Source organism: Pseudomonas stagnisoli (assembly GCF_048595745.1).
Classification (GTDB): domain Bacteria; phylum Pseudomonadota; class Gammaproteobacteria; order Pseudomonadales; family Pseudomonadaceae; genus Aquipseudomonas; species Aquipseudomonas alcaligenes_A.
Genome location: NZ_CP184361.1, coordinates 4,200,776 through 4,223,890 on the forward strand (window position 1 = coordinate 4,200,776; position 23,115 = coordinate 4,223,890).

The window sequence follows — 23,115 nt, forward strand, 5'->3', positions numbered from 1 at the left end:
GCCGCAGAAACGCAAAGGCCGGGTTTCCCCGGCCTTTGTGGCAACGTCTGGATTACTTCCGCTTCATCGACAGGAAGAATTCATCGTTGGTCTTGGTCGCCTTCAGCTTGTCGATGAGGAACTCGATGGCGGCAATCTCGTCCATCGGGTGCAGCAGCTTGCGCAGGATCCACATGCGCTGCAGCTCTTCCTCGCCGGTCAGCAGCTCTTCGCGACGGGTGCCCGACTTGTTGATGTTGATGGCCGGGAACACACGCTTCTCGGCGATGCGGCGGTCCAGCGGCAGCTCCATGTTGCCGGTACCCTTGAACTCCTCGTAGATCACCTCGTCCATCTTCGAGCCGGTCTCGACCAGCGCGGTGGCGATGATGGTCAGCGAGCCGCCTTCCTCGATGTTACGGGCGGCGCCGAAGAAGCGCTTGGGCTTCTCCAGGGCGTGGGCGTCGACACCACCGGTGAGCACCTTGCCGGAGCTCGGGATCACGGTGTTGTAGGCACGCGCCAGACGGGTGATGGAGTCGAGCAGGATGACCACGTCCTTCTTGTGCTCGACCAGGCGCTTGGCCTTCTCGATCACCATCTCGGCGACCTGCACGTGGCGGGTCGGCGGCTCGTCGAAGGTGGAAGCCACCACTTCGCCGCGCACGGTGCGCTGCATCTCGGTCACTTCTTCCGGGCGCTCGTCGATCAGCAGGACGATCAGGTAGCACTCGGGGTTGTTGCGGGTGATGTTGGCCGCGATGTTCTGCAGCATGATGGTCTTGCCCGCTTTCGGCGGAGCGACGATCAGGCCGCGCTGGCCCTTGCCGATCGGCGCGCAGAGGTCGATCACGCGGCCGGTAATGTCCTCGGTGGAGCCGTTGCCGGCTTCCATGACCAGGCGCTTGGTCGGGAACAGCGGCGTCAGGTTCTCGAACAGGATCTTGTTCTTGGCGTTTTCCGGGCGGTCGAAGTTGATCGTGTCGACCTTGAGCAGGGCGAAGTAACGCTCGCCTTCTTTCGGCGGGCGGATCTTGCCGACGATGGTGTCACCGGTACGCAGGTTGAAGCGGCGGATCTGGCTGGGCGAGACGTAGATGTCGTCCGGGCCGGCCAAGTAGGAGGAGTCCGCGCTGCGCAGGAAGCCGAAGCCGTCCTGGAGAATCTCCAGCACGCCGTCGCCGGAGATCTCTTCGCCGCTTTTCGCGTGCTTTTTCAGCAGGGCGAAGATGATGTCCTGCTTGCGCGAACGGGCCATGTTTTCCAGACCAGCCTGGTCGGCCATGTCCAGCAGTTCGGCAATCGGCTTTTGCTTGAGTTCGGTCAGATTCATAGGAATGACATGATCATGAGGAAGGGAAGGAAAGCACTGGGCTTTACAGGCCGCGCCGCGGAGAAGGCGACTGGATCGCTCGATATTATCGGGGAGGGTGCGTCGGCGACGGCTTGAGGGGCAACGGGGAACCCGCTGCAGGCCCGAATGTAACACCGGGTTTGGCGCGACGTCCAGCCTGCGCCCAGAAAAAAGCCCCGCACTGTGCGGGGCTTTTTGCGTGACGCTTAGATGTTGGCGTCGAGGAAGGCCGCCAGCTGCGACTTGGACAGGGCGCCGACCTTGGTGGCCTCGACGTTGCCGTTCTTGAACAGCATCAGGGTCGGAATGCCACGCACGCCGTACTTCGGCGGGGTTTCCTGGTTCTCGTCGATGTTCAGCTTGCAGACCTTCAGCTTGCCGGCATAGGTCTGGGCAATCTCGTCCAGTACCGGGGCGATCATCTTGCACGGACCGCACCATTCGGCCCAGTAGTCGACCAGAACCGGGCCTTCGGCCTTGATCACGTCGGCTTCGAAGCTGGCATCGCTGACGTTGGTGATGAAGTCGCTCATGTACAGTCTCCGTGACTCGGAAGCAAAAAAGTGGCGCCATCATAGCCCGCATCCGTCCATGCTGAAAGCCGCTGTCCATTGAGCTTGACTATCAATGCTTTTGATAGTGCCGATGAAAGACTACGGCAAGCCGGCCATCGCCGGTTAACATGCAAACATTGAGGTGGCCGCTCGCGCAGAGAGAGGGCCGACGTTTTGCCAAGGGACCCTATTGCATGCCCACTACCGCCAAAGAGTTTCCCCTGATCGCCGCCATCGACCTGGGCTCCAACAGCTTCCACATGGTGCTGGCCAAGGCCGATCACGGCGAAATCCGCATCCTCGAGCGGCTCGGCGAGAAAGTTCAGCTGGCTGCGGGCCTGGATGAGGAGCGCCAGCTCAGCGAAGAGGCCATGCAGCGCGGCCTGGACTGCCTGCGTCGCTTTGGCCAGCTGATTCAGGGCTTGCCGCAGGGTGCCGTGCGCATCGTCGGCACCAACGCCCTGCGCGAGGCGCGCAACCGCGCCGAGTTCATCCGCCGCGCCAACGAGCTGCTCGGCCACCAGGTGGAAGTCATCTCCGGTCGTGAGGAAGCGCGCCTGATCTACCTGGGTGTGTCGCACAGCATCGCCGACACCCCCGGCAAGCGCCTGGTCGTCGACATCGGCGGCGGCAGTACCGAGTTCATTGTCGGCCAGCGCTTCGAGCCGCTGCTGCGCGAGAGCCTGCAGATGGGCTGCGTCAGCTTCACCCAGCGCTACTTCCGTGACGGCAAGGTCACCCCGGCGCGCTACGCCCAGGCCTACACCGCCGCGCGCCTGGAACTGATGAACATCGAGCAGGGCCTGCAGCGCCTGGGCTGGCAGGAGTCGGTCGGCGCCTCCGGGACCATTCGCGCCGTGGGCCTGGCGATCAAGGCCGGCGGCCTGGGCAACGGCGAGATCAACCCCGAGGGCCTGGCGTGGCTGAAGCGCAAGGTGTTCAAGCTGGGCGAGGTGGACAAGCTGGAGATCGAGGGCATCAAGCCCGACCGTCGGCAGATCTTCCCGGCCGGCCTGGCCATCGCCGAGGCCATCTTCGACGCCCTCGACCTGCAGCGCATGGATCATTCCGAAGGCGCGCTGCGCGAAGGTGTGCTCTACGACCTGCTCGGCCGCCACCATCACGAGGACGTGCGCGAACGCACCCTGGGCGCGCTGATGGAGCGCTACCACGTCGACCTGCAGCAGGCCGCGCGGGTCGAGGCCAAGGCGTTGCAGGCCCTGGAAAAAGTCGCCGAGGCCTGGCAACTGGACCAGGACTGGCACCGCGACCTGCTGCAGTGGGGCGCGCGGGTACACGAGATCGGCCTGGACATCGCCCACTACCAGTACCACAAACATGGCGCCTACCTGATCGAGCACTCGGACCTGTCCGGCTTCTCCCGCCGTGACCAGCTGATGCTGGCCCTGCTGGTGCGCGGCCACCGCCGCAACATCCCCAAGGACCGCTTCGCCGAGTTCGGCGACGACGGCGTGCAGCTGCTGCGCCTGTGCGTACTGCTGCGCTTCGCCATCCTGTTCCACCACATCCGCGGTACCCAGGAAATGCCCAAGGTGCAGCTCAAGGCCGGCCCGCAGAGCCTCGACCTGACCTTCCCGGAAGGCTGGCTGGCCGCCAACCCGCTGACCCAGGCCGACTTCGAGCAGGAAGCCGAGTGGCTGACCCGCATCAACTTCGTGCTCAGCGTGCGCTGAAGATTCTGCGGACACAAAAAAGGGAGGCCTAGGCCTCCCTTTTCGTTGCCGTGCAGCGCTCTTAGAACAGAACGCGGCTGCGGATGGTGCCGGTCACGTGCTGCAGCTTCTCCAGCGCCAGGTCGGAGTACTCGGCGTCGACGTCGATCACCACGTAGCCGACCTTGTCGTTGGTCTGCAGGAACTGGCCGGAGATGTTGATGCCGTTGTCGGCAAACACCTTGTTGATCTCGCTCATCACGCCCGGCACGTTCTGGTGGATATGCAGCAGGCGATGCTTGCCCGGGTGCGCCGGCAGGGCGACTTCCGGGAAGTTCACGGAAGATACCGAGGTGCCGTTGTCGCTGTACTTGACCAGCTTCTCGGCCACTTCCAGGCCAATGTTGGCCTGCGCCTCTGCAGTCGAACCACCGATGTGCGGGGTCAGGATCACGCGATCCAGGCCACGCAGCGGGCTTTCGAACTCTTCGTCGTTGGACTTCGGCTCGACCGGGAACACGTCGATGGCAGCGCCGATCAGGTGCTCGTCCTTGATCGCGGCTGCCAGGTGATCCAGCTCGACCACGGTGCCACGGGCGGCGTTGATCAGGATGCCGCCCTTCTTCATGGCGCGGATTTCCTTCTCACCGATCATCCACTGGGTGGACGGCAGCTCCGGCACGTGCAGCGACACGATGTCGCACAGGCCCAGCAGCTCGTGCAGGTTGCCGATCTGCGTGGCGTTGCCCAGCGGCAGCTTGGTCACGGTGTCGTAGAAGAACACCTGCATGCCCAGGGCTTCGGCCAGCACCGAGAGCTGAGTGCCGATCGAGCCGTAGCCGACGATACCGAGCTTCTTGCCACGGATCTCGAAGGAATTGGCCGCCGACTTGATCCAGCCGCCGCGGTGGCAGGAGGCGTTTTTCTCCGGGATGCCGCGCAGCAGCAGGATGGCCTCGGGCCAGCACCAGCTCGGCCACCGAGCGGGTGTTGGAGTAGGGGGCGTTGAACACGGCGATACCGCGCTCACGAGCGGCGTCCAGGTCGACCTGGTTGGTGCCGATGCAGAAGCAGCCGACGGCGACCAGCTTCTTGGCGCAGTCGAACACCTCGGCGGTCAGCTGGGTACGCGAACGAATGCCAACGAAGTGGGCATCGGCGATCTTGGCCTTCAGCTCGTCGTCGGACAGGGCGCCCTTGAGGTACTCGATGTTGGTGTAGCCAGCGGCCTTCAGGGTGTCGACGGCGTTCTGGTGCACGCCTTCCAGCAGAAGGAACTTGATCTTGCTCTTGTCGAGAGAGGTCTTGCTCATCGGAGTACCTGTGGTCCCACAAAAAGTGTCAGGAAATCGGCCGGGGCCGACCCCGTGGATCGGCGCGGGGGCACGATTGACGGGGTGCGTATGCTAGCATATGCACCCCGCGAAACGCCCACCCCTGACCGATGAAGCGTTCTCAGGGTGACCATGAATCGTTTGAGAGTTCCCAGATGACCAATCCTGCGCTGATCGACGAGCTGAAGACCCTGGTAGAGCCCGGCAAGGTGCTGACCGACGCCGATTCTCTCAACGCCTACGGCAAGGATTGGACCAAGCACTTCGCCCCGGCACCGACCGCCATCGTCTTCCCCAAGACCATCGAGCAGGTGCAGGCCATCGTGCGCTGGGCCAACCAGCACAAGATCGCTCTAGTGCCCTCCGGCGGCCGTACCGGCCTGTCCGCCGCCGCCGTGGCGGCCAACGGCGAGGTGGTGGTGGCGTTCGACTACATGAACCAGATCCTCGCCTTCAACGAGTACGACCGCACCGTGGTGTGCCAGCCGGGCGTGGTGACCAAGCAGCTGCAGCAATACGCCGAGGACAAGGGCCTGTACTACCCGGTGGACTTCGCCTCCTCGGGCTCCAGCCAGCTGGGCGGCAACATCGGCACCAATGCCGGCGGCATCAAGGTGATCCGCTACGGCATGACCCGCAACTGGGTGGCCGGCCTGAAAGTGGTCACCGGCACCGGCGAGCTGCTGGAGCTGAACCGTGACCTGATCAAGAACGCCACCGGCTATGACATGCGCCAGCTGTTCATCGGCGCCGAGGGTACGCTCGGCTTCGTCGTGGAAGCGACCATGCGCCTGGAGCGCGCGCCGAAGAACCTCACCGCGATGGTCCTCGGCACCCCGGACTTCGACTCGATCATGCCGGTACTGCACGCCTTCCAGGGCAAGCTGGACCTGACCGCCTTCGAGTTCTTCTCCGACAAGGCCCTGGCCAAGATCCTGGCCCGTGGCGACGTGCCGCCGGCCTTCGACACCGATTGCCCGTTCTACGCGCTGCTGGAGTTCGAGGCGAGCACCGAGGAAGTGGCCAACCAGGCCCTGGAGACCTTCGAGCACTGCGTCGAGCAGGGCTGGGTGCTGGACGGCGTGATGAGCCAGAGCCAGCAACAGCTGGAGAACCTGTGGAAGCTGCGCGAGTACATCTCCGAGACCATCAGCCACTGGACCCCGTACAAGAACGACATCTCGGTCACCGTTGGCCAGGTGCCGGCCTTCCTGCACGACATCGACCGTATCGTCGGCGACAACTACCCGGACTTCGAGGTGATCTGGTTCGGCCATATCGGCGACGGCAACCTGCACCTGAACATCCTCAAGCCGGAGAACCTGTCCAAGGACGAGTTCTTCGCCAAGTGCGCCATCGTCAACCAGTGGGTGTTCGAGACCGTGCAGAAGTACAACGGCTCGATCAGCGCCGAGCACGGCGTGGGCATGACCAAGCGCGACTACCTGCACTACAGCCGTTCCGAGGCCGAGATCGGCTACATGAAAGCGATCAAGGCCGTGTTCGACCCGAACGGGATCATGAACCCGGGCAAGATCTTCCCGCTCTGACTCTTAGCCCCCCTCTCCCCTTGGGAGAGGGGCCGGGGCGGCCCGCGCAGGGCGAGGGATTTCCAGGCCATTCCGAGCCGCCTGCGGCCCCCTCACCCCACCCCTCTCCCAGAGGGAGAGGGAGCCCGTATCCCACCCGAGGAGTGTGGCCCATGAGCTACCAGCACCAGTACATCGACGGCACGCCGATCCACTTCCCGCTGGGCAAGGTGGTCTGCGTCGGGCGCAACTATGCCGAGCACGCCGCCGAGCTGAACAACCCGATCCCGACCGAGCCGCTGCTGTTCATCAAGCCCGGCAGCTGCACCGTGCCGATGGAAGACGGCTTCGTCATTCCGCAGGGGCGTGGTGCCGTGCACTTCGAGGCGGAAATTGCCGTGCTGATTGGCAAGCCGCTGTCGAAGAAGCCGAGCGAAGAGGAAGTGCGCGACGCCATCTCCGGCTTCGCCCCGGCCCTGGACCTGACCCTGCGCGACGTGCAGGCCAGGCTCAAGGAGAAGGGCCTGCCCTGGGAACTGGCCAAGAGCTTTGACGGCGCCTATGTACTGGCCCCCTTCGTCGCGGCGGACGCGGTGGAAGACGTGCGCGACATCAGCATCCGCCTGAGCATCGACGGCCAGCTGCGCCAGGACGGCAACAGCCGCGACATGCTCAACCCGATCATCCCGCTGATCCAGCACATCGCCGGCCATTTCAGCCTGCAGCCAGGCGACGTGGTCTCCACCGGCACTCCGGCCGGGGTCGGCCCGCTGACCAGCGGCGAACAACTGGACATCGAACTGGTCGGCCTCAGCCGTTTCGGCACCCGCGTGCTCTGAGCGCGCGGGCGCTCTTCACAGAACTTTCACTCGTCGTGCGTAGTCTGAGAGGCTCGAATTCCCCGAGCGCCCTCAGATGTCCCTCGCCCTGTCCCGCCGCCGCAGCCTCACCCTCGCCCTGGTCATCACCGCCGCCTGCGTCACCGCCGTGGTGCGCTACATGCACTGGGACGACCGCACCCTGCTGTGGCTGAAGGAACAGAACCTGCCGTTGGCCGACCGCGCCGCCAGCATCTGGTTGCCGGGCTACCGCGCCAGCGTCGAGGGCAAACCGCTGGCCGGCCTGGAGGACGACGAAGCCTCGGACCTGGCCTACAACCCGCTCACTGGCACCCTGTTCACCGTTACCGGCAAGTTGCCGATGCTGGTCGAGCTGAGCCGCAGCGGCGAAGTGCTGCGGCGCATCGCCCTCAAGGGCTTCTCCAACCCCGAGGGCGTGGCCGTGCTGGAAAACGGCATGATCGCGCTGACCGACGAGCGCAAGCGCAACCTGTCGATCTTCGAGCTGGACCCGCAGACCCGCGAGCTCGACCTGGCCGACGCCAAGCCCTTCGACCTGGGCTTCCCGGACGCCGGCAACAAGGGTTTCGAGGGCATCGCCTGGGATCCGGCGCAGCAGCGTCTGCTGCTGGGCAAGGAGCGCGCGCCTACCGCCATGTTCAGCCTGGGCAGCGACGGCCAGCGCCTGCTCGACCAGGAGTTGCGCCCGCTACCGAGCTACGGCCTGGGCATGCGCAACCTGTCGGCGCTCAGCGTCGACCCGCGCACCGGTCATATCCTCGCCCTCTCCGCCCAGTCGCGGCTGCTGCTGGAGCTGGACGAAAAGGGCGAGCCGGTCAGCTTCATCAGCCTGCTCGGCGGCCAGAGCGGCCTGGAAAGCCGCATCCCGCGCGCCGAAGGCGTGGCCATGGACGAGGACGGCACCATCTATATGGTCAGTGAGCCGAACCTGTTCTATGTGTTCCGCAAGGATGATCCGTTCGCTACACCGCAAGGCTGATGCGGGGCGGGTGAAACCCGCCCCGCAACTGCTCAGCGCACGACGCTGTCGAAGCCCTGCAGTACGTTGATCGCGTTGATGCCGATCTCCTCCACCGCATAGCCACCCTCCATCACGAACAGGGTCTGCAGCCCCAGCGCGCCGATGACCTCGCCCATGCGCAGGTAGTCCGGGCTGTCCAGCTTGAACTGCGAGATCGGGTCTTCCTTGAAGGTGTCCACCCCCAGCGACACGATCAGCGCGTCCGGCGCATAGGCGGCGATCTGCCGGCAGGCGGCGGCCAGCGCCAGGCTCCAGGCCGACCAGTCGCTGCCGGCGGCCAGCGGGTAGTTGAAGTTGAAACCGCGACCGACGCCCTCACCCTTCTCGTCGGCATAGCCGAGGAAGAACGGGTACTCGAAGCGCGGGTCGCCGTGGATCGACGTGAACAGCACATCGGCGCGGTCGTAGAAGATGTCCTGGGTGCCGTTACCGTGGTGGTAGTCCACGTCGAGGATGGCCACGCGGCTGGCGCCCTGGTCGAGCATGGCCTGGGCGGCGATGGCGGCGTTGTTGAAGTAGCAGTAGCCGCCCATGTAGTCGGCGGCGGCATGGTGGCCCGGCGGCCGGCACAGCGAGAACACCCCGCGCGCGCCCTTGGCCAGCTCGGCCTGGCCGGTCAGCGCGACATTCACCGAGCTGCTCACCGCCTGCCAGGTGCCGGCGGTGATGGGCACGCCGGCATCGAAACTGTAGTAGCCGAACTTGCCGTCGATGCAGTCCGGAATGGTCTGGCGCAGGCGACGGTTGGGCCAGGTGAACGGCAGCATGTCGTAGTCGCGGCCCATGGCCTGCCACTCGGCCCAGGCGTCCTTGAGGAAATGCACGAAGCCCTCGTCGTGCACCCGCAGGATCGGCGCCAGGCCGAACTCGCGCGGCGCCACCACGTCGCCCAGCTTCACCTTCTGCGCCCGCGCCAGCACCATGTCGGCGCGGCTGGGCTTCTCGAAGCAGGGCGTGAGCTGACCGTCGATCAGCTCGTATTTACCGTGGTGCAGATGATGGTCGTCGCTGTAGATCGTCAGCATGAAGGGCTCCCCGGACTTGCTAGGGTCCGTGACAGATGCGGATGAAGTTCCCTCTCCCCGCCGGGGAGAGGGTCAGGGAGAGGGATGGCCACAGCCCCTCTCCCCCGGCCCCCTCCCGTAAACGGGAGAGGGGTGCCACGTAGTTATTTCTTCAGCTTGGTCCAGACCTTGGTGCGCAGCGCCAGGGCCTTGGGCGAGCAGAGTTTGAACGAACGCAGGCGTTCCAGCTTGTCCTGCGGGGTGTTGATTGCCGGATCCTCGAACAGCGCCTTGTCCATGAACTGCTCGGTACCGGCAATGGCGTTGTTGTACTTGGCGAAGTTGGAGGCGACGGCTATGTTCTCCGGCTGCATCATCCAGTTGATGAACACGTGGGCTTCCTCGACGTTGCTCGCCCCCTTGGGGATCACGAAGTTGTCGATGAAGGTCGACACGCCCTCCTTCGGATACACATAGACCAGCGAGGCGCGTTGCTCCTTGGCACGGTGGAAGGCGCCGTTCCACTGCTGGTGCATGGCCACTTCGCCGGCGGCCATGCGCTCAATGGTGCCGTCGCTGTTGTACATGGCCAGCATGTCCTTCTGCTGGCTCAGCAGGTCCATGATCTTCTTCACCTCCTGCGGGTCTTCGGTGCAGCGGTCGATACCGAGGTAGAAGGCGGCCGGCGGGAACAGGTCGTCCATCGAGTTGAGCGCCACCACCTTGCCCTTCAGCTCGGCCGGCGGGGCGAAGAACGGCCCCCAGCTCTCGTCGAGCTTGCCGCCCGGCACCTGGGCGCTGTCGTAGCTGTAGCCGGTGGTGCCCCACAGGTAGGGCACGCTGTAGTCGTGCGCCGGGTCGAAGTCGAGCTTCTGGAAGGTCGGCGCCAGGTTCTTCAGGTTCGGCAGCTTGCTCTTGTCGAACTTCTGCAGCAGGTCCTCCTGGACCATGATCTGGATGAAGCTGTCCGAGGGCACCACCACGTCGTAGTTGCCGCCACCGGCCTTGAGCTTGGCCAGCAGGGTCTCGTTGGAGTCGTAGGCATCGAGCGTGGCCTTGATGCCGGTGTCCTTCTCGAATTTCTGCAGCAGCTCCGGCGGGTAGTAATCCGACCAGTTGGCGAAGTTCAGCGTGCCGGCGGCCTGAGCGGCGCCGGACAGGCCGAGGGCGAGAACAACGGAGAGCGCGAGCGGGGTACGACGGGACATGGTCTGGCTCCTAGCGTTTGCGTTGGCCGAGGTAGTACGACAGGGTGACGAACAGGATCGAAAGCACAAGCATGATCGAGGAAATCGCGTTGATCTTCGGCGATATGCCCATACGAATGGAGCTGAAGATGTAGATCGGCAGGGTGGTCGAGCCGGCCCCGGCGACAAAGTAGGTGATGACGAAGTCGTCCATCGAAATGATGAAGGCCAGCATCGCCCCGGAGAGGATGCCCGGCAGCAGCAGCGGGAAGCTGATCCGCCAGAACACCCGCCAAGGCGAGGCATACAGGTCGGCAGCGGCCTCCAGCAGGCGCGGGTCCATGCCCTGCAGGCGCGCGCGGATCGGCAGGTAGGCGAACGGCGTGCAGAACACCACGTGCGCGATCAGGATGGTCAGCAGCGACAGCTTCAGGCCGATGAAGGCGAAGAACATCAGGATGGCCACGGCGCAGACGATGTCCGGCACCAGCAGCGGCAGGCCGAGCACGCCCTGCAATGCGCCCTGGCCACGGAAGCGCCGGCCGTGCATGCCCAGCGCCGCCAGGGTCGCCAGGGCGGTGGAAATCAGCGTCGCGCACACCGCGATGATCAGCGAGTTCTTCGCCGCGCGGAGGATCTCCGGGTCATTGGCCACCACCCCGTACCACTTGAAGCTGAAGCCCTGCCACAGCGTCGCCGACTGCCCGGCGTTGAAGCTCAGCGCCACCAGCACGATGATCGGGATGTAAAGGAAGGCGAAGAACGCCCAGGCCACCGGGCGCACGCCGGTGAAACGCCACAGCGGGCCCTGCAGGTTCATCCGCGCACCTCCTGGCCACGCTGGCGCAGGCCATTGAACAGCAGCGCCAGCAGCACCAGACTGAACAGCGAGAAGGCCAGCGCCGCGCCCAGCGGCCAGTTGTGCCCGGAGCCGAACTGCAGCTGGATCAGGTTGCCGATCATCAGCGCCTTACCGCCGCCCAGCAGCTCGGGGATGATGTAGTTGCCCAGCGCCGGGATGAACACCAGCGTGGCACCGGCCAGCATGCCCGGCAGCGCCAGCGGCAGGATCACTCTTTTCAGCGCCTGCCAGCGGTTGGCGCCGAGATCGAAGGCGGCCTCGACCAGGCGCCAGTCGAGCTTCTCCAGGCTGGTGTAGATCGGCAGCACCATGAACGGCAAAAAACTGTAGAGCAGGCCGATCATCACCGCCGTGTTGCTGTAGAGCAGGCCGAGGCTACCCTCGGGCACACCGAACACGCCCAGGCCGCTGTCCACCAGGCCGCCATTGCGCAGCAGCAGCATCCAGGCGTAGACCCGCACCAGCAGGTTGGTCCAGAACGGCACGGTGACCAGAAACAGCAGCAGGTTGCGCTTGCGCTCGCTCTGCAGCGCCAGGTACAGCGCAGTGGGAAAGCCGATCAACAGGCAGCCGACGGTGGTCGCCACGGCCAGCCAGAAGGAGCGCTGGAAGATGCCAAGGTAGTCGGTGTTGAACACCAGGCTGTCGTCGAAGTCGCGCTCGTAGAGGAAGTTGACGTATGCCTCCAGCGAGTAGTGCCCCCACTTCACCCCGCCGTACTCGCCGGGCTGCAGGAAGGACACCAGCAGCATGATCGCCAGCGGCGCGACCAGGAACACCGCCAGCACCGCCATGCCCGGCGCAATCAGGCCCAGGCGGCGCAGCAGCTGGCGACGCTCGGCCAGTTGCCGAGGCGTGCTCATTCGCCCAGCACCCGAATGGCGGCGGCCGGCACGTCCAGGCGCACCTGCGCACCGCGCGGCAACGGCTGGCCGCTGCCAGCGCGATTCTGCTGGCGCACGCGGAAGCCCGACTGGCCGGCGACCTTGAGCAGGTAGAGGGTGTCGGTGCCGATGTACACCACCTCTTCCACCTCGCCAGCGAGGTTGCCGGAGTCAGTCAGGCTAATGCGCTCGGGCCGTATGGCCAGGGTGATGCGCCCGCTCTCCGACGTGCCGGCCAGGCTCAGCACCTGGCCATCGGCCAATCGCGCGCCACCGGCGAAGGGGTCGGCCTCGAGGAAATTGGTCTCGCCGATGAAGTCGGCCACGGTGCGGTTCAGCGGGCGCTCGTAGATCTCGTTCGGCGTGCCGACCTGGAGGATGCGCCCCTTGCTCATCACCGCGATGCGGTCGCTCATGGTCAGCGCTTCTTCCTGATCGTGGGTGACGAAGATGAAGGTGATGCCGGTTTCGGCCTGCAGGCGCTTGAGCTCGATCTGCATGTCCTTGCGCAGCTTCATGTCCAGTGCCGACAGCGACTCGTCGAGCAGCAGCACCCGCGGCCGGCTGGCCAGCGCACGGGCCAGGGCGATGCGCTGCTGCTGGCCGCCGGACAGCTGGTCGGCGCGGCGGTTGCCGACATCCGGCAACTTCACCAGCGCCAGCATCTTCTCCACCGTGGCGGCGATCTCGGTTTTCGGCTTGCCCTGCATCTCCAGACCAAAGCCGATGTTCTGCGCCACTGTCATGTGCGGGAACAGCGCATAACTCTGGAACACGGTGTTGACCGGGCGGCGGAACGGCGGGAGGTCCTGCATCGGCTCGCCGTACAGGCGGATCACCCCGGCGCTGGGCTGCTCGAAACCGGCGATCAGCCGCAGCAGGGTGGTCTTGCCGCAGCCGGAGGGGCCCAGCAGGGTGAAGAATTCGTTGTCGCGGATCTCCAGGGAGACAGTGTCCAGCGCCAGGTGGCCGCTGCCGGCCGCCCCGTATTCCATGCTCAGGCTTTCGATCGAGATCGCGCTGCTCATCCGCAATTAGCTCCTAACCAATTGTTTTTATTGGTGATTAAGAGGCAGTAGAAGCCAAGGGCTCTGGCATCGATTCTAGGCAGCGCGGTACAGGCGGCAGAACGATAGATGCGGTCAAAAGGGGATAGATGTGGCCAAGTTGTGAGCGCCAAATCTAATGGATAGGCTGTGCCGACCACGAGAACAGGGAGGAACTCATGAAATTTCTATGCGCCATCATCGCCTTACTTGCATCCCCCCTTTACGCTGGCACCTTCTACACGGCCGAACGGGTGCGAGCGCCCGACCATCTGACCCCTCTCGATTTTCCACCTGACGACTACGACACCCTGATAGTCCAACGCCTGTGCCATAGCGGGGGCTTCATTACGTTTGTCGAGCGACCATCCTTTGATCCCGAAAGCTGTCTTGTCGTCTATGAGGACATCCCCAAGGAAGCAGAGCAGAAGCATGGGGGCCACTGGATGGTTCCCGATGAGGAGAAGAAGTACTTCATTGTCGCCAGACGAGCCAAGCAAAGCCTCTACTACTCGATGGCCCAGAACAATGATGAGAAAGCAGATAAAACAGTTGAAGTCTCGGAGTCACGCCGGGAAATCAGCTTGGAATTTGCTGCATCCATACATCGCGCGTGGACCCGCATGCTCCTGCAGACACGTTACCCAGCAGGAGCAGTACTTGGCCTAGACGGCACGACGCTGCAGTTCTCTGCCTGGGCGAAAGGGCTCGGCACACTTCATGGGGAAACCTGGAGCCCAAAGGCAGGCTTAACTGCCGAGCTGGCAGCCCTGGGCCAAGCCCTGGTTGATTTCACCGAGCATCCAGGCGTCGAAGCAGCCCCTCTTACGCAACGTCTGCATGACTTCGAAGCCAAAGTCGCCGGTTTGCAACGTCGATAGGGCATCACCTCAAGCTCGCGCGGTCAGGTGCCGCGCAATCCCCTTCTTCAACGGCAGCAACCCCTGCGCCACCCGCAGCCCGGCCCCGCGTAGCAGCTTCAGCGGCAGACGATCATCGGTGTAGACATCCACCAGCAGATTGGTGGCCTGGTACAGCGGCCAGGTCGCCAGGCGGTGCTGCCGCGCATAACGGGCCAGCACCGCCGGCGCGGCGATGTCCTCGCGCCGGGCCTTGGCCGCCAGCACGGCTGCACTGAGCCGCTGCACACTGCCCAGGCCGAAGTTGAAGCCGTGGGCGGTGACCGGATGCATACCGACGGCGGCATCGCCGATCAGCGCACAGCGCGGGCCGACCAGCTTCTCGGCGTAGGCGCCGACCAGCGGGTAGGCATGGCGCTCGCTGGCGAGGCGCATGGCGCCCAGGCGGCGGTCGAAGCGGCGCTCCATCTCGCGGGCGAAGGCGTCTTCGTCCAGCGCGCGCAGGCGTTCGATCTCGCGTGGCGGCAGGGTCAGCACCACCGACGACTGCTCACCGTTGAGCGGCAGCAGCGCCAGGGTCTGGCCATAGCCGAACCATTCCCAGGCGGTCTGCCGATGCGGCTTCTCGTGGTTCATACGGCACACCAGCATGGTCTTGCCGAAATCCTTGAGCCGCGCGCCGATCCCCAGCTGGCGACGGGTCTCGGAGAAACGGCTGTCGGCCGCCACCAGCAGACGCGTGCGCAATAGCTCGCCGCCGGCGAGCTCCAACTCAACCTCGCGCTCACGGTGGCGGATGGCCGTCACGGCGGCTGCGCAGCGCAGCTGCACATCGGCACAGGCCTGCACCGCCTCGTAGGCGGCACGGCGGATGGCGCGATTGGCCACCAGATGGCCCAGCCGCTCGGCGCCCGCCTGGCCAGCCTCGATCTTCAGGGCGAACAGCGACGGACCATTGAGCACCTGGGCATCGCGCAACACGGCGACTTCTTCGGCCGGCAGGCGCTGCCACAGGCCGAGGTGCTCCAGTAGCGCCTGCGAGGCATGGGTCAAGGCGATCTCGCGGCCATCGAAGGCGGGATCGGCCAGCGCGGTCTCGGCCTGGCGCTCCAGCAGGACGATCGACAGCCCCTGCCCGGACAGGGCGCGGGCCAGGCAAAGGCCGGCCGGGCCGGCACCGATGATGGCGACATCGTGGATCATGGCAGAGCGCTCCGCGCAAATAGGACTGCGCACGAGTCTAGGCGCGGCTCTGCCGCCGCCCCTTGTCCGAGGTCAACTAGCGGCGCAGTTCGCTCGGCGCCAGGCCACTCCAGCGCTGGAAGGCATGGCGAAAGCTGGCGGTCTCGCTGTAGCCGAGCTGCTCGGCGATCAGGTAGATCGGCAAGTCAGTGTTGAGCAGCAGCTGCCGCGCCTTGTCATAGCGCACCTCGTCGAGCAGGTGCTGGAAGCTGGTGTTGAGCTGCTGCAGGTGACGACGCAGGGTGCGCTCGGAACGGTGCAGACGGGTGGCGACACGCTCCAGGCTGGAGCACTCGGCCAGGTCCACCGACAGCTGCTGGCGGATCAGGTCGCGCAGGTCATGGCGATTGTGCAGCTGCGCCTCCAGCTGCATGCACTGCTGCAGGCCATGCTGGTAACTGACCGGATCGGCCAGCGGCAGCGGGCGCTCCAAGAGGGTCGGGTTGAAGCACAGGGCACTGCATTCGGCATTGAACTCCACCGGACAACCGAGCTTTTCGCTGTAGCTGGCGGCATGCGCCGGTGCCGGGTAGGCCAGCAGCAGGCGCCGCGGGCGCACGGACTCGCCGAGCAGGTCCTGCACCACGGTCAGCATCGACGCCAGGCACAGCTCGGTATTGAACAGGCTCAGCGCCGGGTCGTAGCGATAGCCGCTGGCGCTCAGCCGCACTTCGTCGCCAAACGGCTGCAGGTCAAGACGGAAGTAGGTACCCAGCAGCGCCGGATGGGCGATGGCCAGGCGCAGTGCCTCGCCCAGGTTGCGACTGGCCAACAGGGTATAGCCGAGCATGCCGTAGGCCGACACGTGCATGCGCTTGCCCAGCAGCAGACCCAGCGCAGGATCGGCGCTGGCCGCCAGGGCGTTGGCCAGCACGCGTAGCTCCTGGGCGTGGTTGATCAGGCGCGTCGGGCTCTCCAGTTCCGCCGTGGCAATGCCGCTGCCGGCCAGCACGGCATCGGCCGCCACGCCCATGCGCTGCAGACTCTGCACGGCCAGGGCAACCGTATGCAGGGTGGTCAATACTCGCTCTTCCGGTAACACTGACATGACTGCCGTTTCCGCTTGCGGTGTTGTTCGGTAACTCGGCCGGCGGCCTGGCTTAGCTTCCTTAAGCTTGAATTCAGCTGCAGCTGTTTTCATGCAGCCACCCTGATTCGGAACCTCGCCCATGCGTCGCCTGACCCAAGCTCGCGTCCTGTTGCCCACCCTGGCACTGCTCATCCTCGTGGCCCTGCTGCTGGTTGCCCAGCAGTGGCGCCTGTTCGAACGCGGCTGGTTCGTGGTGCAAGAATGGCGCCATGCTGCGGAATGGCGCGACAAATCGATCTGGCTACCGGACTATCGCGCCACCCTCCAGGGCCGACCGATCGAAGGCCTGAGTGCCGATGTATCGGCACTGACCTACGATCCGGATCGCCGCACCCTGTTTACCGTGACCAACAAGAACCCGGAAATCATCGAGCTGTCGCTGGACGGCAAGATCCTGCGCCGCGTGCCCTTGGTCGGCTTCGGCGACCCCGAGGCGATCGAGTACATCAGCCCCGGGCTCTACGTGATCACCGACGAGCGCCAGCAGCGCCTGTTCCGCGTGCACCTGGGCGATGAAACGCAGTTTGTCGATGCCGCCGAATCCGAGCAGCTGTCACTGGGTATCGGCCTGAACGGCAACAAGGGTTTCGAGGGCCTGGCCTACGATGCCAGCAACCATCGCCTGTTCGCCGCCAAGGAGCGCGACCCGGTGAGCATCTACGAAATCCACGGTTTCCCGCACACCAACCCGGACAAGCCCTTCGCCGTGCATGTGGTGGAGGACCCCAAGCGCGATGCCCGCCTGTTCGTGCGCGACCTTTCCAGCCTGCAGTACGACGAGAGCAGCGGCCACCTGCTGGCGCTGTCGGACGAGTCGCGCCTGGTGATCGAGCTCAACTCCGACGGCCGGCCGATCAGCACCCTGTCGCTGCTGCGCGGCCAGCATGGCCTGGAGAAGAGCGTGCCGCAGGCCGAGGGCGTGGCAATGGACAACCAGGGCCGCTTGTACCTGGTCAGCGAGCCGAACCTGTTCTACGTGTTCGAGAAATCGGTTACCCAGTAATCGTTGCGGCCTGCTGAGCGCGCAAACGAAAAGACCCGGCCAAGGCCGGGTCTTCTGCAGGCACCTGCCCTCAGGCCTTGAGCGTTTTCACGCCTTCGGCAGTGCCGAGCAGCAGCAGGTCGGCGGGCCGGGCGGCGAACAGGCCGTTGGTGACCACGCCGACGATGGCGTTGATGTCGGCCTCCAGCTTCACCGGGTCGACGATGCTCATGTTGTGCACGTCGAGAATGATGTTGCCGTTATCGGTCACCACGCCCTCGCGGTACACCGGATCGCCACCCAGCTTGACCAGCTGGCGGGCAACATGGCTGCGCGCCATGGGAATCACCTCCACCGGCAGCGGAAACGCGCCGAGCACCGGCACCAGCTTGCTGCCGTCGGCGATGCAGATAAAGGTCTTGGCCACAGCCGCAACGATCTTCTCGCGGGTCAGCGCGGCGCCGCCACCCTTGATCAGGTTGAGGTGCTCGTCGCTCTCGTCGGCGCCGTCGATATAGAACTCCAGGCCATCCACGGCGTTCAGGTCATAGACCGGGATGCCATGACCGCGCAGACGCGCAGCGGTGGCCTCGGAACTGGCCACGGCGCCGTCGAAGGCCATCTTGTGCTGGGCCAGGGCGTCGATGAAGCAGTTGGCGGTCGAGCCGGTGCCGACACCGATCACGCTCTTGCTGTCGAGGAAGGGGAGGATGTGGTCGACGGCGGCCTGGGCCACGGCCTGCTTGAGCTGATCCTGAGTCATCGCGGGTTCTGCGCCTGGGAGGGAACGGGAGGCGCGAATTATAGCCGCATGCCGGGCAAAAACCCCGCACTCTCTGTGGTCGCGCGGCGAAGCGCTGGGGTAGACTCCGGAATCCCCGCAATGCCCGCCAGTGAAGCCGTGATGCTCGAACAGTACGTCAAGAAGATCCTCACCTCGCGCGTCTACGACGTCGCGGTGGAAACCCCGCTGCAACCTGCCCGCCAGCTCACCGAGCGGCTGGGCAACCAGATTCTGCTCAAGCGCGAGGATCTGCAGCCGGTGTACTCGTTCAAGATTCGCGGCGCCTACAACAAACTGGCCCAGCTGAGCCCCGAAGAACTGGAACGCGGCGTGGTCACCGCCTCGGCCGGCAACCACGCACAGGGCCTGGCCCTGGCCGCCAAGCACCTGGGCGTGAAGGCGACCATCGTCATGCCGCGCACCACCCCGGAACTGAAGGTGCAGGGCGTGCGCTCGCGCGGCGGCAAGGTGGTGTTGCACGGCGACGCCTTCCCCGAGGCCCTGGCCCATTCGCTCAAGCTGGTGGAAGAAAAGGGCTACACCTACATCCACCCCTACGATGACCCGCTAGTGATTGCCGGGCAGGGCACCGCGGCCATGGAAATCCTGCGTCAGCAGCCGGGCCAGCTGGACGCCATCTTCGTGCCGGTCGGCGGCGGCGGCCTGATCGCCGGCATCGCCGCTTACGTCAAGTACCTGCGCCCGGAGATCAAGGTCATCGGCGTCGAGCCGGACGACTCCAACTGCCTGCAGACCGCCATGGCCGCCGGCGAGCGCGTGGTGCTGCCGCAGGTGGGGCTGTTCGCCGATGGCGTGGCGGTGGCGCAGATCGGCCAGCACACCTTCGACATCTGCAAGCACTATGTGGATGAAGTGATCACCGTCAGCACCGACGAGATCTGCGCGGCGATCAAGGACATCTACGACGACACCCGTTCGATCACCGAGCCGGCCGGCGCGCTGTCGGTCGCCGGGATCAAGAAGTACGTCGAGCGCGAAGGCCTGCAGGGCAAGGTACTGGTGGGCATCGACTCGGGCGCCAACATCAATTTCGACCGCCTGCGCCATGTCGCCGAGCGCGCCGAACTGGGCGAGAAGCGCGAGGCGATCATCGCCGTGACCATCCCCGAGCGGCCGGGCAGCTTCAAGGCCTTCTGCGAGGCGATCGGCAAGCGCCAGATCACCGAGTTCAACTACCGCTACCACTCCGACCGCGAGGCGCACATCTTCGTCGGCGTGCAGACCCACCCGGAAAACGACCCGCGCCAGGCGCTGGTGGATGGCCTGCGCGAGCAGGGCTTCCCGGTGCTCGACCTGACCGACAACGAACTGGCCAAGCTGCATATCCGCCACACGGTGGGCGGCCACTCGGCGGCGGTGGCCGACGAGGTGGTGTTCCGCTTCGAATTCCCCGAACGGCCCGGCGCGCTGTTCAACTTCCTCAACCGCCTGGGCGGACGCTGGAACATCACCATGTTCCACTACCGCAACCACGGCGCCGCCGATGGCCGCGTGCTGGCCGCCCTGCAGGTACCGGCGGACGAGCGCAACCAGATTCCGGCGGCTTTCGACGCCATCGGCTATCCCTACTGGGACGAGACCGACAACCCGGCCTACAAGCTTTTCCTGGGTTAGCAGGCTGTTGAAAGCGTTGCCGAGGCAGTTTGGCCTAGGCAAAAACAGCCGAAAAAGCGCAGTTTGCGCGCTGTAAATGAGCATTTTGAGACGCCGTGTCTCAGGCTGTTTTTAACAACGGCCAAACAACGCAGGTAGCTTTAAACAACCTGCTAAAGGAACGCTGATGGAACACTACCAACTGCTGAAATACGCCCACCTGATCCCCGCCGTGCTGCTGCTCGCCGGGGTGATCGCCCATACCTTCATGCTGTGGAAGGCGCATCGCGCAGGCGATGCCGCCGTGATCACGCGCAAACTGCGCGTCACCCGCCTTTACAGCCTGCCGGCGCTCGGCGTGCTGGCGCTGTCGCTGCCGGTCAGCGGCTGGTGGCTGGTGCACACCGTCGGCCTGCCGCTGGGCGCCAGCTGGCTGCTCTACAGCGCCAAGCTGTTCGGTGTGCTGATGCTGTTCGGCCTGCTACTGCACAACCGCCTGGGTGCGTGGCAAAGGGCCGTCGCCGCGGGCGACGTGCCGGTCAAGCTGCTGCGCTTCGTGGTCGCCTATGCGGCCCTGGTGCTGGTCTTGCTGCTGGCCATCTTCGCCCTGATGGGGGCCAAGCCGGCCTGATGCTCCGAGCCTCTCGCGAGCGGCAGCGATGAGTCTCTACCTGCTGCTCAAGACCCTGCACATCCTCTCCGCCACCCTGCTGTTCGGCACCGGGCTGGGTTCGGCCTACTACGCCCTGCGCGCCTGGCGCAGCGGGCAGCTGCAGGTGATCGCCACCACCTTCCGCCACCTGGTCACCGCCGACTGGCTGTTCATCGCCACCACCGCGGTGTTCCAGCCGTTCTCCGGCCTGGCCCTGGCCAAGCTGGCCGGCTGGCCCCTGGGCCAGGCGTGGCTGCTGTGGAGCGCCGGGCTGTTCGTCTTCGCCGGGCTGTGCTGGCTGCCGGTGCTGTGGCTACAGATCCGCGTGCGCGATATGGCCTGCGAGGCCCTGGCCACTGGCGGCGAACTGCCCGAGCGGGCCCACCGCTATATGCGCCTCTGGTTCGCCCTGGGCTGGCCGGCGTTCCTGGCCTTCATCGCCATCTTCTGGCTGATGGTGGCCAAGCCGCTCTGACCCCTCGGCTATGCTGCACTCTATGAGTGGAGGGGCCGATGAACAGACTCTGCTGCAGCGCACTCACCCTGAGCCTGAGCAGCGCCGCCCTGGCGGGCGAAGCGCCGGTGCAGATCTGCCTGGGCGAAGGCAACGAATGGCCGCCCTACACCTATTGGGAACGGCAGGACGGCAAGATCGACCAGAGCCGCCTGACCGGCGCCGCCACGGCCATGGTGCTGGATGCCCTGCACCAGCTCGGCCTGCAGCATCGCATTCAATACCTGCCCTGGGCACGGGTGCAGCAGGAACTGGCCGAGTTCGCCGACAACAGCCGCTGCGAGCTGACCTGGGATGCCAGTTACAAACCCGAACGGGCGGCCTACGCGCACTACAGCGTGCCGCTCTACCAGACACACCTGGGTCTGTTCTATTCCGCGCACCGCTTCAACCAGCCACCGAGCACGCCCGCCGCGCTATCGGCAGAGCGCTTCTGCGGAGTCATTGGCTACAACTACGCGCCTTACGGCGTGGTCCAGGAGCCGCAGCGTTTCCCCGGCATCCAGCAGGTGCTGGATATGCTGGAACGACAGCGCTGCGAATTCTTCCCCAGCGAGATCGAACCGCTGACCAGCGGCATCGCCCTGGGCATCTACCAAGGCCATGCGCAACTGCGCAGCCTGCGCCTGGACATCCGCAAGAATTTCTACCTGCTGGTCAGCAAGGGTTCGCCGCGGGGTGAGCAGCTGGTCAACCGGCTCAACCAGATTTTCATCGCCGGTCAGGAAAGCGGCCGGCACGCCGAGCTGCTGCAGCGCTTTACATCCGCGCCCTGACAGCGCCGCCGATCAGCCGCGCAGGCTGAGTACCGGCCAGCCGCGCTCGCCCGCGATGACGCGCAGGGTGTCATCCGGATCGACCGCCACCGGATTGGCCACGGCTTCCAGCAGCGGCAGGTCATTGCGCGAGTCGCTGTAGAAGTAGGCGCCGTCCAGACTCAGCCCCGTCTCGGCCAGCCACTCGTTCAGGCGCACCACCTTGCCCGCCTGGTAGCAGGGCACGCCCGCCACGTGGCCGGTGTAGCGGCCGTTATCCATGCCGCACTCGGTGGCCAGCAGAGTGTCGACGCCCAGGCGCGCGGCAATCGGCGCGGTGATGAAGCGGTTGGTGGCGGTGATGATCACCAACTTGTCGCCGGCCTCGCGATGCTCGCGCAGCAATGCCTCGCCCTTGGCCAGGATGATCGGCTCGATGACCTCGGCCATGAACTCGGCCTGCCAGCGCGCCAGCTCGGCGGCCTCGGTGCGCGCCAGGATGGCCTGGGTGAAGCTCTGGTAGGCCACCACGTCGAGCTTGCCGGCGCAGTAGTCGGCGTAAAAGGCATCGTTGCGTGCACGGTATTCGACGGCATCGACGCGGCCGGTCTCGCAGAGGAATTCGCCCCAGCTGTGGTCGCTGTCGCCGGCCAGCAGGGTGTTGTCGAGGTCGAAGAGGGCAAGGCGCACGTCTGGATACCTGGTTCATAGTGTCACGAAGGGGCGCCAGAATAGCCGCTTTCGACGCCTCTGCCCATTGCTGCGGGCCGCGCGTTTGCTGCGCCCGCGGCCTTTGTGGAACAATGCCGAGACATGCGTTTTCGAGGTGCTGCTCCGTGATCGATTCCGATGGTTTCCGCCCCAATGTCGGCATCATCCTGACCAATGATGTCGGCCAGGTCATGTGGGCACGACGGATCAACCAGGACGCCTGGCAGTTTCCCCAGGGCGGCATCAACCCCAATGAGTCGGCCGAGCAAGCGCTGTACCGCGAACTGAACGAGGAAGTGGGGCTGGAGGAGCAGGATGTGAAGATTCTCGCCTGCACCCGTGGCTGGTTGCGTTATCGTCTGCCGCAACGCCTGGTGCGCACCCACAGCCAGCCGCTGTGCATCGGGCAGAAGCAGAAATGGTTCCTCCTGCGCCTGACCGGCGACGAGAGCCGGGTGCGCATGGACCTGACCGGCAAGCCGGAATTCGACGGCTGGCGCTGGGTCAGTTACTGGTACCCGCTGAACCAGGTAGTGACATTCAAGCGCGAGGTCTACCGCCGCGCCCTGAAGGAATTAGCCCCGCGCCTGCTGGCGCGCGACTGACGGAGTTCGAGTGCGAGCC

22 protein-coding genes and 1 pseudogene are annotated in these 23,115 nt (G+C 65.2%); 11 read left to right on the forward strand and 12 right to left on the reverse strand.

What is annotated here, in order from left to right; translation table 11 throughout:
* Nucleotides 1-52 precede the first annotated feature (52 nt).
* A complete protein-coding gene (gene rho / locus ACOAPY_RS20120) occupies nt 53-1,312 on the reverse strand; it encodes a transcription termination factor Rho (RefSeq protein WP_021699062.1) in 1,260 nt (419 codons plus the stop codon).
* A gap of 227 nt (nt 1,313-1,539) precedes the next feature.
* A complete protein-coding gene (gene trxA, locus ACOAPY_RS20125) occupies nt 1,540-1,866 on the reverse strand; it encodes a thioredoxin TrxA (RefSeq protein ID WP_076427295.1) in 327 nt (108 codons plus the stop codon).
* A 215-nt stretch (nt 1,867-2,081) separates the two neighbouring features.
* On the opposite strand from trxA, the gene ppx reads away from it, so the two are divergent.
* Complete coding sequence (ppx, locus tag ACOAPY_RS20130; RefSeq protein ID WP_465154489.1) at nt 2,082-3,581, forward strand: exopolyphosphatase; 1,500 nt, start codon at nt 2,082-2,084, stop codon at nt 3,579-3,581.
* Between the two features lie 61 nt (nt 3,582-3,642).
* Here ppx and serA read toward each other — a convergent pair.
* Nucleotides 3,643-4,873, reverse strand: a pseudogene (gene serA / locus ACOAPY_RS20135) (phosphoglycerate dehydrogenase).
* A 176-nt stretch (nt 4,874-5,049) separates the two neighbouring features.
* On the opposite strand from serA, the gene ACOAPY_RS20140 reads away from it, so the two are divergent.
* From ACOAPY_RS20140 to ACOAPY_RS20150, 3 genes are all read left to right on the forward strand, one after another.
* Nucleotides 5,050-6,444, forward strand: coding sequence for an FAD-binding oxidoreductase (locus ACOAPY_RS20140; RefSeq protein ID WP_061903018.1), 1,395 nt, complete (start codon nt 5,050-5,052; stop codon nt 6,442-6,444).
* Between the two features lie 152 nt (nt 6,445-6,596).
* Nucleotides 6,597-7,262 (forward strand): fumarylacetoacetate hydrolase family protein, encoded by a 666-nt coding sequence (locus ACOAPY_RS20145; protein ID WP_465154490.1) that lies wholly within the window; start codon nt 6,597-6,599, stop codon nt 7,260-7,262.
* 76 nt (nt 7,263-7,338) lie between these two features.
* Complete coding sequence (locus ACOAPY_RS20150; RefSeq protein WP_465154491.1) at nt 7,339-8,262, forward strand: SdiA-regulated domain-containing protein; 924 nt, start codon at nt 7,339-7,341, stop codon at nt 8,260-8,262.
* Between the two features lie 32 nt (nt 8,263-8,294).
* Here the strand turns inward: ACOAPY_RS20150 and ACOAPY_RS20155 are convergent, their stop codons facing one another.
* The 5 genes from ACOAPY_RS20155 to ACOAPY_RS20175 all read right to left on the reverse strand — a co-directional run bounded on the left by ACOAPY_RS20155 (nt 8,295) and on the right by ACOAPY_RS20175 (nt 13,269).
* A complete protein-coding gene (locus ACOAPY_RS20155; RefSeq protein ID WP_076581263.1) occupies nt 8,295-9,329 on the reverse strand; it encodes a histone deacetylase family protein in 1,035 nt (344 codons plus the stop codon).
* 143 nt (nt 9,330-9,472) lie between these two features.
* Nucleotides 9,473-10,516 (reverse strand): ABC transporter substrate-binding protein, encoded by a 1,044-nt coding sequence (locus tag ACOAPY_RS20160; protein ID WP_465154492.1) that lies wholly within the window; start codon nt 10,514-10,516, stop codon nt 9,473-9,475.
* A 10-nt stretch (nt 10,517-10,526) separates the two neighbouring features.
* The gene (locus ACOAPY_RS20165; RefSeq protein ID WP_021699071.1) at nt 10,527-11,315 is read right to left on the reverse strand and encodes an ABC transporter permease; all 789 of its coding nucleotides are present in this window, start codon (nt 11,313-11,315) and stop codon (nt 10,527-10,529) included.
* Nucleotides 11,312-12,220, reverse strand: coding sequence for an ABC transporter permease (locus ACOAPY_RS20170; protein WP_465154493.1), 909 nt, complete (start codon nt 12,218-12,220; stop codon nt 11,312-11,314). The genes ACOAPY_RS20165 and ACOAPY_RS20170 overlap by 4 nt, the downstream gene beginning before the upstream one ends.
* Nucleotides 12,217-13,269 (reverse strand): ABC transporter ATP-binding protein, encoded by a 1,053-nt coding sequence (locus tag ACOAPY_RS20175; protein ID WP_465154494.1) that lies wholly within the window; start codon nt 13,267-13,269, stop codon nt 12,217-12,219. The genes ACOAPY_RS20170 and ACOAPY_RS20175 overlap by 4 nt, the downstream gene beginning before the upstream one ends.
* 197 nt (nt 13,270-13,466) lie before the next feature.
* Between ACOAPY_RS20175 and ACOAPY_RS20180 the strand changes: the two genes are divergently transcribed.
* Entirely contained in the window at nt 13,467-14,168 is a 702-nt protein-coding gene (locus ACOAPY_RS20180) for a hypothetical protein (protein ID WP_465154495.1), read from the forward strand.
* Nucleotides 14,169-14,177: 9 nt separating this feature from the next.
* Here ACOAPY_RS20180 and ubiM read toward each other — a convergent pair whose 3' ends face one another.
* Together ubiM and ACOAPY_RS20190 are read right to left on the reverse strand one after the other, a co-directional pair.
* Nucleotides 14,178-15,350, reverse strand: a complete 1,173-nt coding sequence (gene ubiM, locus ACOAPY_RS20185) for a 5-demethoxyubiquinol-8 5-hydroxylase UbiM (RefSeq protein WP_465154496.1) — start codon at nt 15,348-15,350, stop codon at nt 14,178-14,180.
* Between the two features lie 76 nt (nt 15,351-15,426).
* Complete coding sequence (locus ACOAPY_RS20190; RefSeq protein ID WP_465154497.1) at nt 15,427-16,437, reverse strand: AraC family transcriptional regulator; 1,011 nt, start codon at nt 16,435-16,437, stop codon at nt 15,427-15,429.
* 121 nt (nt 16,438-16,558) lie between these two features.
* On the opposite strand from ACOAPY_RS20190, the gene ACOAPY_RS20195 reads away from it, so the two are divergent.
* Nucleotides 16,559-17,482: an SdiA-regulated domain-containing protein gene (locus tag ACOAPY_RS20195; protein ID WP_465154498.1), complete on the forward strand. Its 924-nt coding sequence runs from the start codon at nt 16,559-16,561 to the stop codon at nt 17,480-17,482.
* A 70-nt stretch (nt 17,483-17,552) separates the two neighbouring features.
* Here the strand turns inward: ACOAPY_RS20195 and rpiA are convergent, their stop codons facing one another.
* Nucleotides 17,553-18,224, reverse strand: a complete 672-nt coding sequence (rpiA, locus tag ACOAPY_RS20200) for a ribose-5-phosphate isomerase RpiA (RefSeq protein ID WP_061903007.1) — start codon at nt 18,222-18,224, stop codon at nt 17,553-17,555.
* Nucleotides 18,225-18,365: 141 nt separating this feature from the next.
* On the opposite strand from rpiA, the gene ilvA reads away from it, so the two are divergent.
* From ilvA to ACOAPY_RS20220, 4 genes are all read left to right on the forward strand, one after another.
* Nucleotides 18,366-19,880: a threonine ammonia-lyase, biosynthetic gene (ilvA, locus tag ACOAPY_RS20205; protein ID WP_465156884.1), complete on the forward strand. Its 1,515-nt coding sequence runs from the start codon at nt 18,366-18,368 to the stop codon at nt 19,878-19,880.
* Between the two features lie 166 nt (nt 19,881-20,046).
* Complete coding sequence (locus ACOAPY_RS20210) at nt 20,047-20,490, forward strand: DUF2269 family protein (protein ID WP_465154499.1); 444 nt, start codon at nt 20,047-20,049, stop codon at nt 20,488-20,490.
* A 28-nt stretch (nt 20,491-20,518) separates the two neighbouring features.
* Nucleotides 20,519-20,986, forward strand: coding sequence for a DUF2269 family protein (locus ACOAPY_RS20215; RefSeq protein ID WP_076581281.1), 468 nt, complete (start codon nt 20,519-20,521; stop codon nt 20,984-20,986).
* A 38-nt stretch (nt 20,987-21,024) separates the two neighbouring features.
* Nucleotides 21,025-21,801, forward strand: coding sequence for a substrate-binding periplasmic protein (locus ACOAPY_RS20220; protein ID WP_465154500.1), 777 nt, complete (start codon nt 21,025-21,027; stop codon nt 21,799-21,801).
* Between the two features lie 12 nt (nt 21,802-21,813).
* Here ACOAPY_RS20220 and ACOAPY_RS20225 read toward each other — a convergent pair whose 3' ends face one another.
* A complete protein-coding gene (locus ACOAPY_RS20225) occupies nt 21,814-22,470 on the reverse strand; it encodes a histidinol-phosphatase (protein ID WP_465154501.1) in 657 nt (218 codons plus the stop codon).
* Nucleotides 22,471-22,616: 146 nt separating this feature from the next.
* Between ACOAPY_RS20225 and ACOAPY_RS20230 the strand changes: the two genes are divergently transcribed.
* Nucleotides 22,617-23,096 carry an RNA pyrophosphohydrolase gene (locus tag ACOAPY_RS20230; protein ID WP_021699084.1) on the forward strand — a complete coding sequence of 160 codons (480 nt, stop codon included), beginning with the start codon at nt 22,617-22,619 and terminating at the stop codon, nt 23,094-23,096.
* Nucleotides 23,097-23,115 lie beyond the last annotated feature (19 nt).

What these genes read in the sequence shown, in the direction of transcription:
- rho (WP_021699062.1), bottom strand. Translation starts at nt 1,312, where the DNA reads ATGAATCTGACCGAACTCAAGCAAAAGCCGATTGCCGAACTGCTGGAC.
- trxA (WP_076427295.1), bottom strand. Translation starts at nt 1,866, where the DNA reads ATGAGCGACTTCATCACCAACGTCAGCGATGCCAGCTTCGAAGCCGAC.
- ppx (WP_465154489.1), top strand. Translation starts at nt 2,082, where the DNA reads ATGCCCACTACCGCCAAAGAGTTTCCCCTGATCGCCGCCATCGACCTG.
- ACOAPY_RS20140 (WP_061903018.1), top strand. Translation starts at nt 5,050, where the DNA reads ATGACCAATCCTGCGCTGATCGACGAGCTGAAGACCCTGGTAGAGCCC.
- ACOAPY_RS20145 (WP_465154490.1), top strand. Translation starts at nt 6,597, where the DNA reads ATGAGCTACCAGCACCAGTACATCGACGGCACGCCGATCCACTTCCCG.
- ACOAPY_RS20150 (WP_465154491.1), top strand. Translation starts at nt 7,339, where the DNA reads ATGTCCCTCGCCCTGTCCCGCCGCCGCAGCCTCACCCTCGCCCTGGTC.
- ACOAPY_RS20155 (WP_076581263.1), bottom strand. Translation starts at nt 9,329, where the DNA reads ATGCTGACGATCTACAGCGACGACCATCATCTGCACCACGGTAAATAC.
- ACOAPY_RS20160 (WP_465154492.1), bottom strand. Translation starts at nt 10,516, where the DNA reads ATGTCCCGTCGTACCCCGCTCGCGCTCTCCGTTGTTCTCGCCCTCGGC.
- ACOAPY_RS20165 (WP_021699071.1), bottom strand. Translation starts at nt 11,315, where the DNA reads ATGAACCTGCAGGGCCCGCTGTGGCGTTTCACCGGCGTGCGCCCGGTG.
- ACOAPY_RS20170 (WP_465154493.1), bottom strand. Translation starts at nt 12,220, where the DNA reads ATGAGCACGCCTCGGCAACTGGCCGAGCGTCGCCAGCTGCTGCGCCGC.
- ACOAPY_RS20175 (WP_465154494.1), bottom strand. Translation starts at nt 13,269, where the DNA reads ATGAGCAGCGCGATCTCGATCGAAAGCCTGAGCATGGAATACGGGGCG.
- ACOAPY_RS20180 (WP_465154495.1), top strand. Translation starts at nt 13,467, where the DNA reads ATGAAATTTCTATGCGCCATCATCGCCTTACTTGCATCCCCCCTTTAC.
- ubiM (WP_465154496.1), bottom strand. Translation starts at nt 15,350, where the DNA reads ATGATCCACGATGTCGCCATCATCGGTGCCGGCCCGGCCGGCCTTTGC.
- ACOAPY_RS20190 (WP_465154497.1), bottom strand. Translation starts at nt 16,437, where the DNA reads ATGTCAGTGTTACCGGAAGAGCGAGTATTGACCACCCTGCATACGGTT.
- ACOAPY_RS20195 (WP_465154498.1), top strand. Translation starts at nt 16,559, where the DNA reads ATGCGTCGCCTGACCCAAGCTCGCGTCCTGTTGCCCACCCTGGCACTG.
- rpiA (WP_061903007.1), bottom strand. Translation starts at nt 18,224, where the DNA reads ATGACTCAGGATCAGCTCAAGCAGGCCGTGGCCCAGGCCGCCGTCGAC.
- ilvA (WP_465156884.1), top strand. Translation starts at nt 18,366, where the DNA reads ATGCTCGAACAGTACGTCAAGAAGATCCTCACCTCGCGCGTCTACGAC.
- ACOAPY_RS20210 (WP_465154499.1), top strand. Translation starts at nt 20,047, where the DNA reads ATGGAACACTACCAACTGCTGAAATACGCCCACCTGATCCCCGCCGTG.
- ACOAPY_RS20215 (WP_076581281.1), top strand. Translation starts at nt 20,519, where the DNA reads ATGAGTCTCTACCTGCTGCTCAAGACCCTGCACATCCTCTCCGCCACC.
- ACOAPY_RS20220 (WP_465154500.1), top strand. Translation starts at nt 21,025, where the DNA reads ATGAACAGACTCTGCTGCAGCGCACTCACCCTGAGCCTGAGCAGCGCC.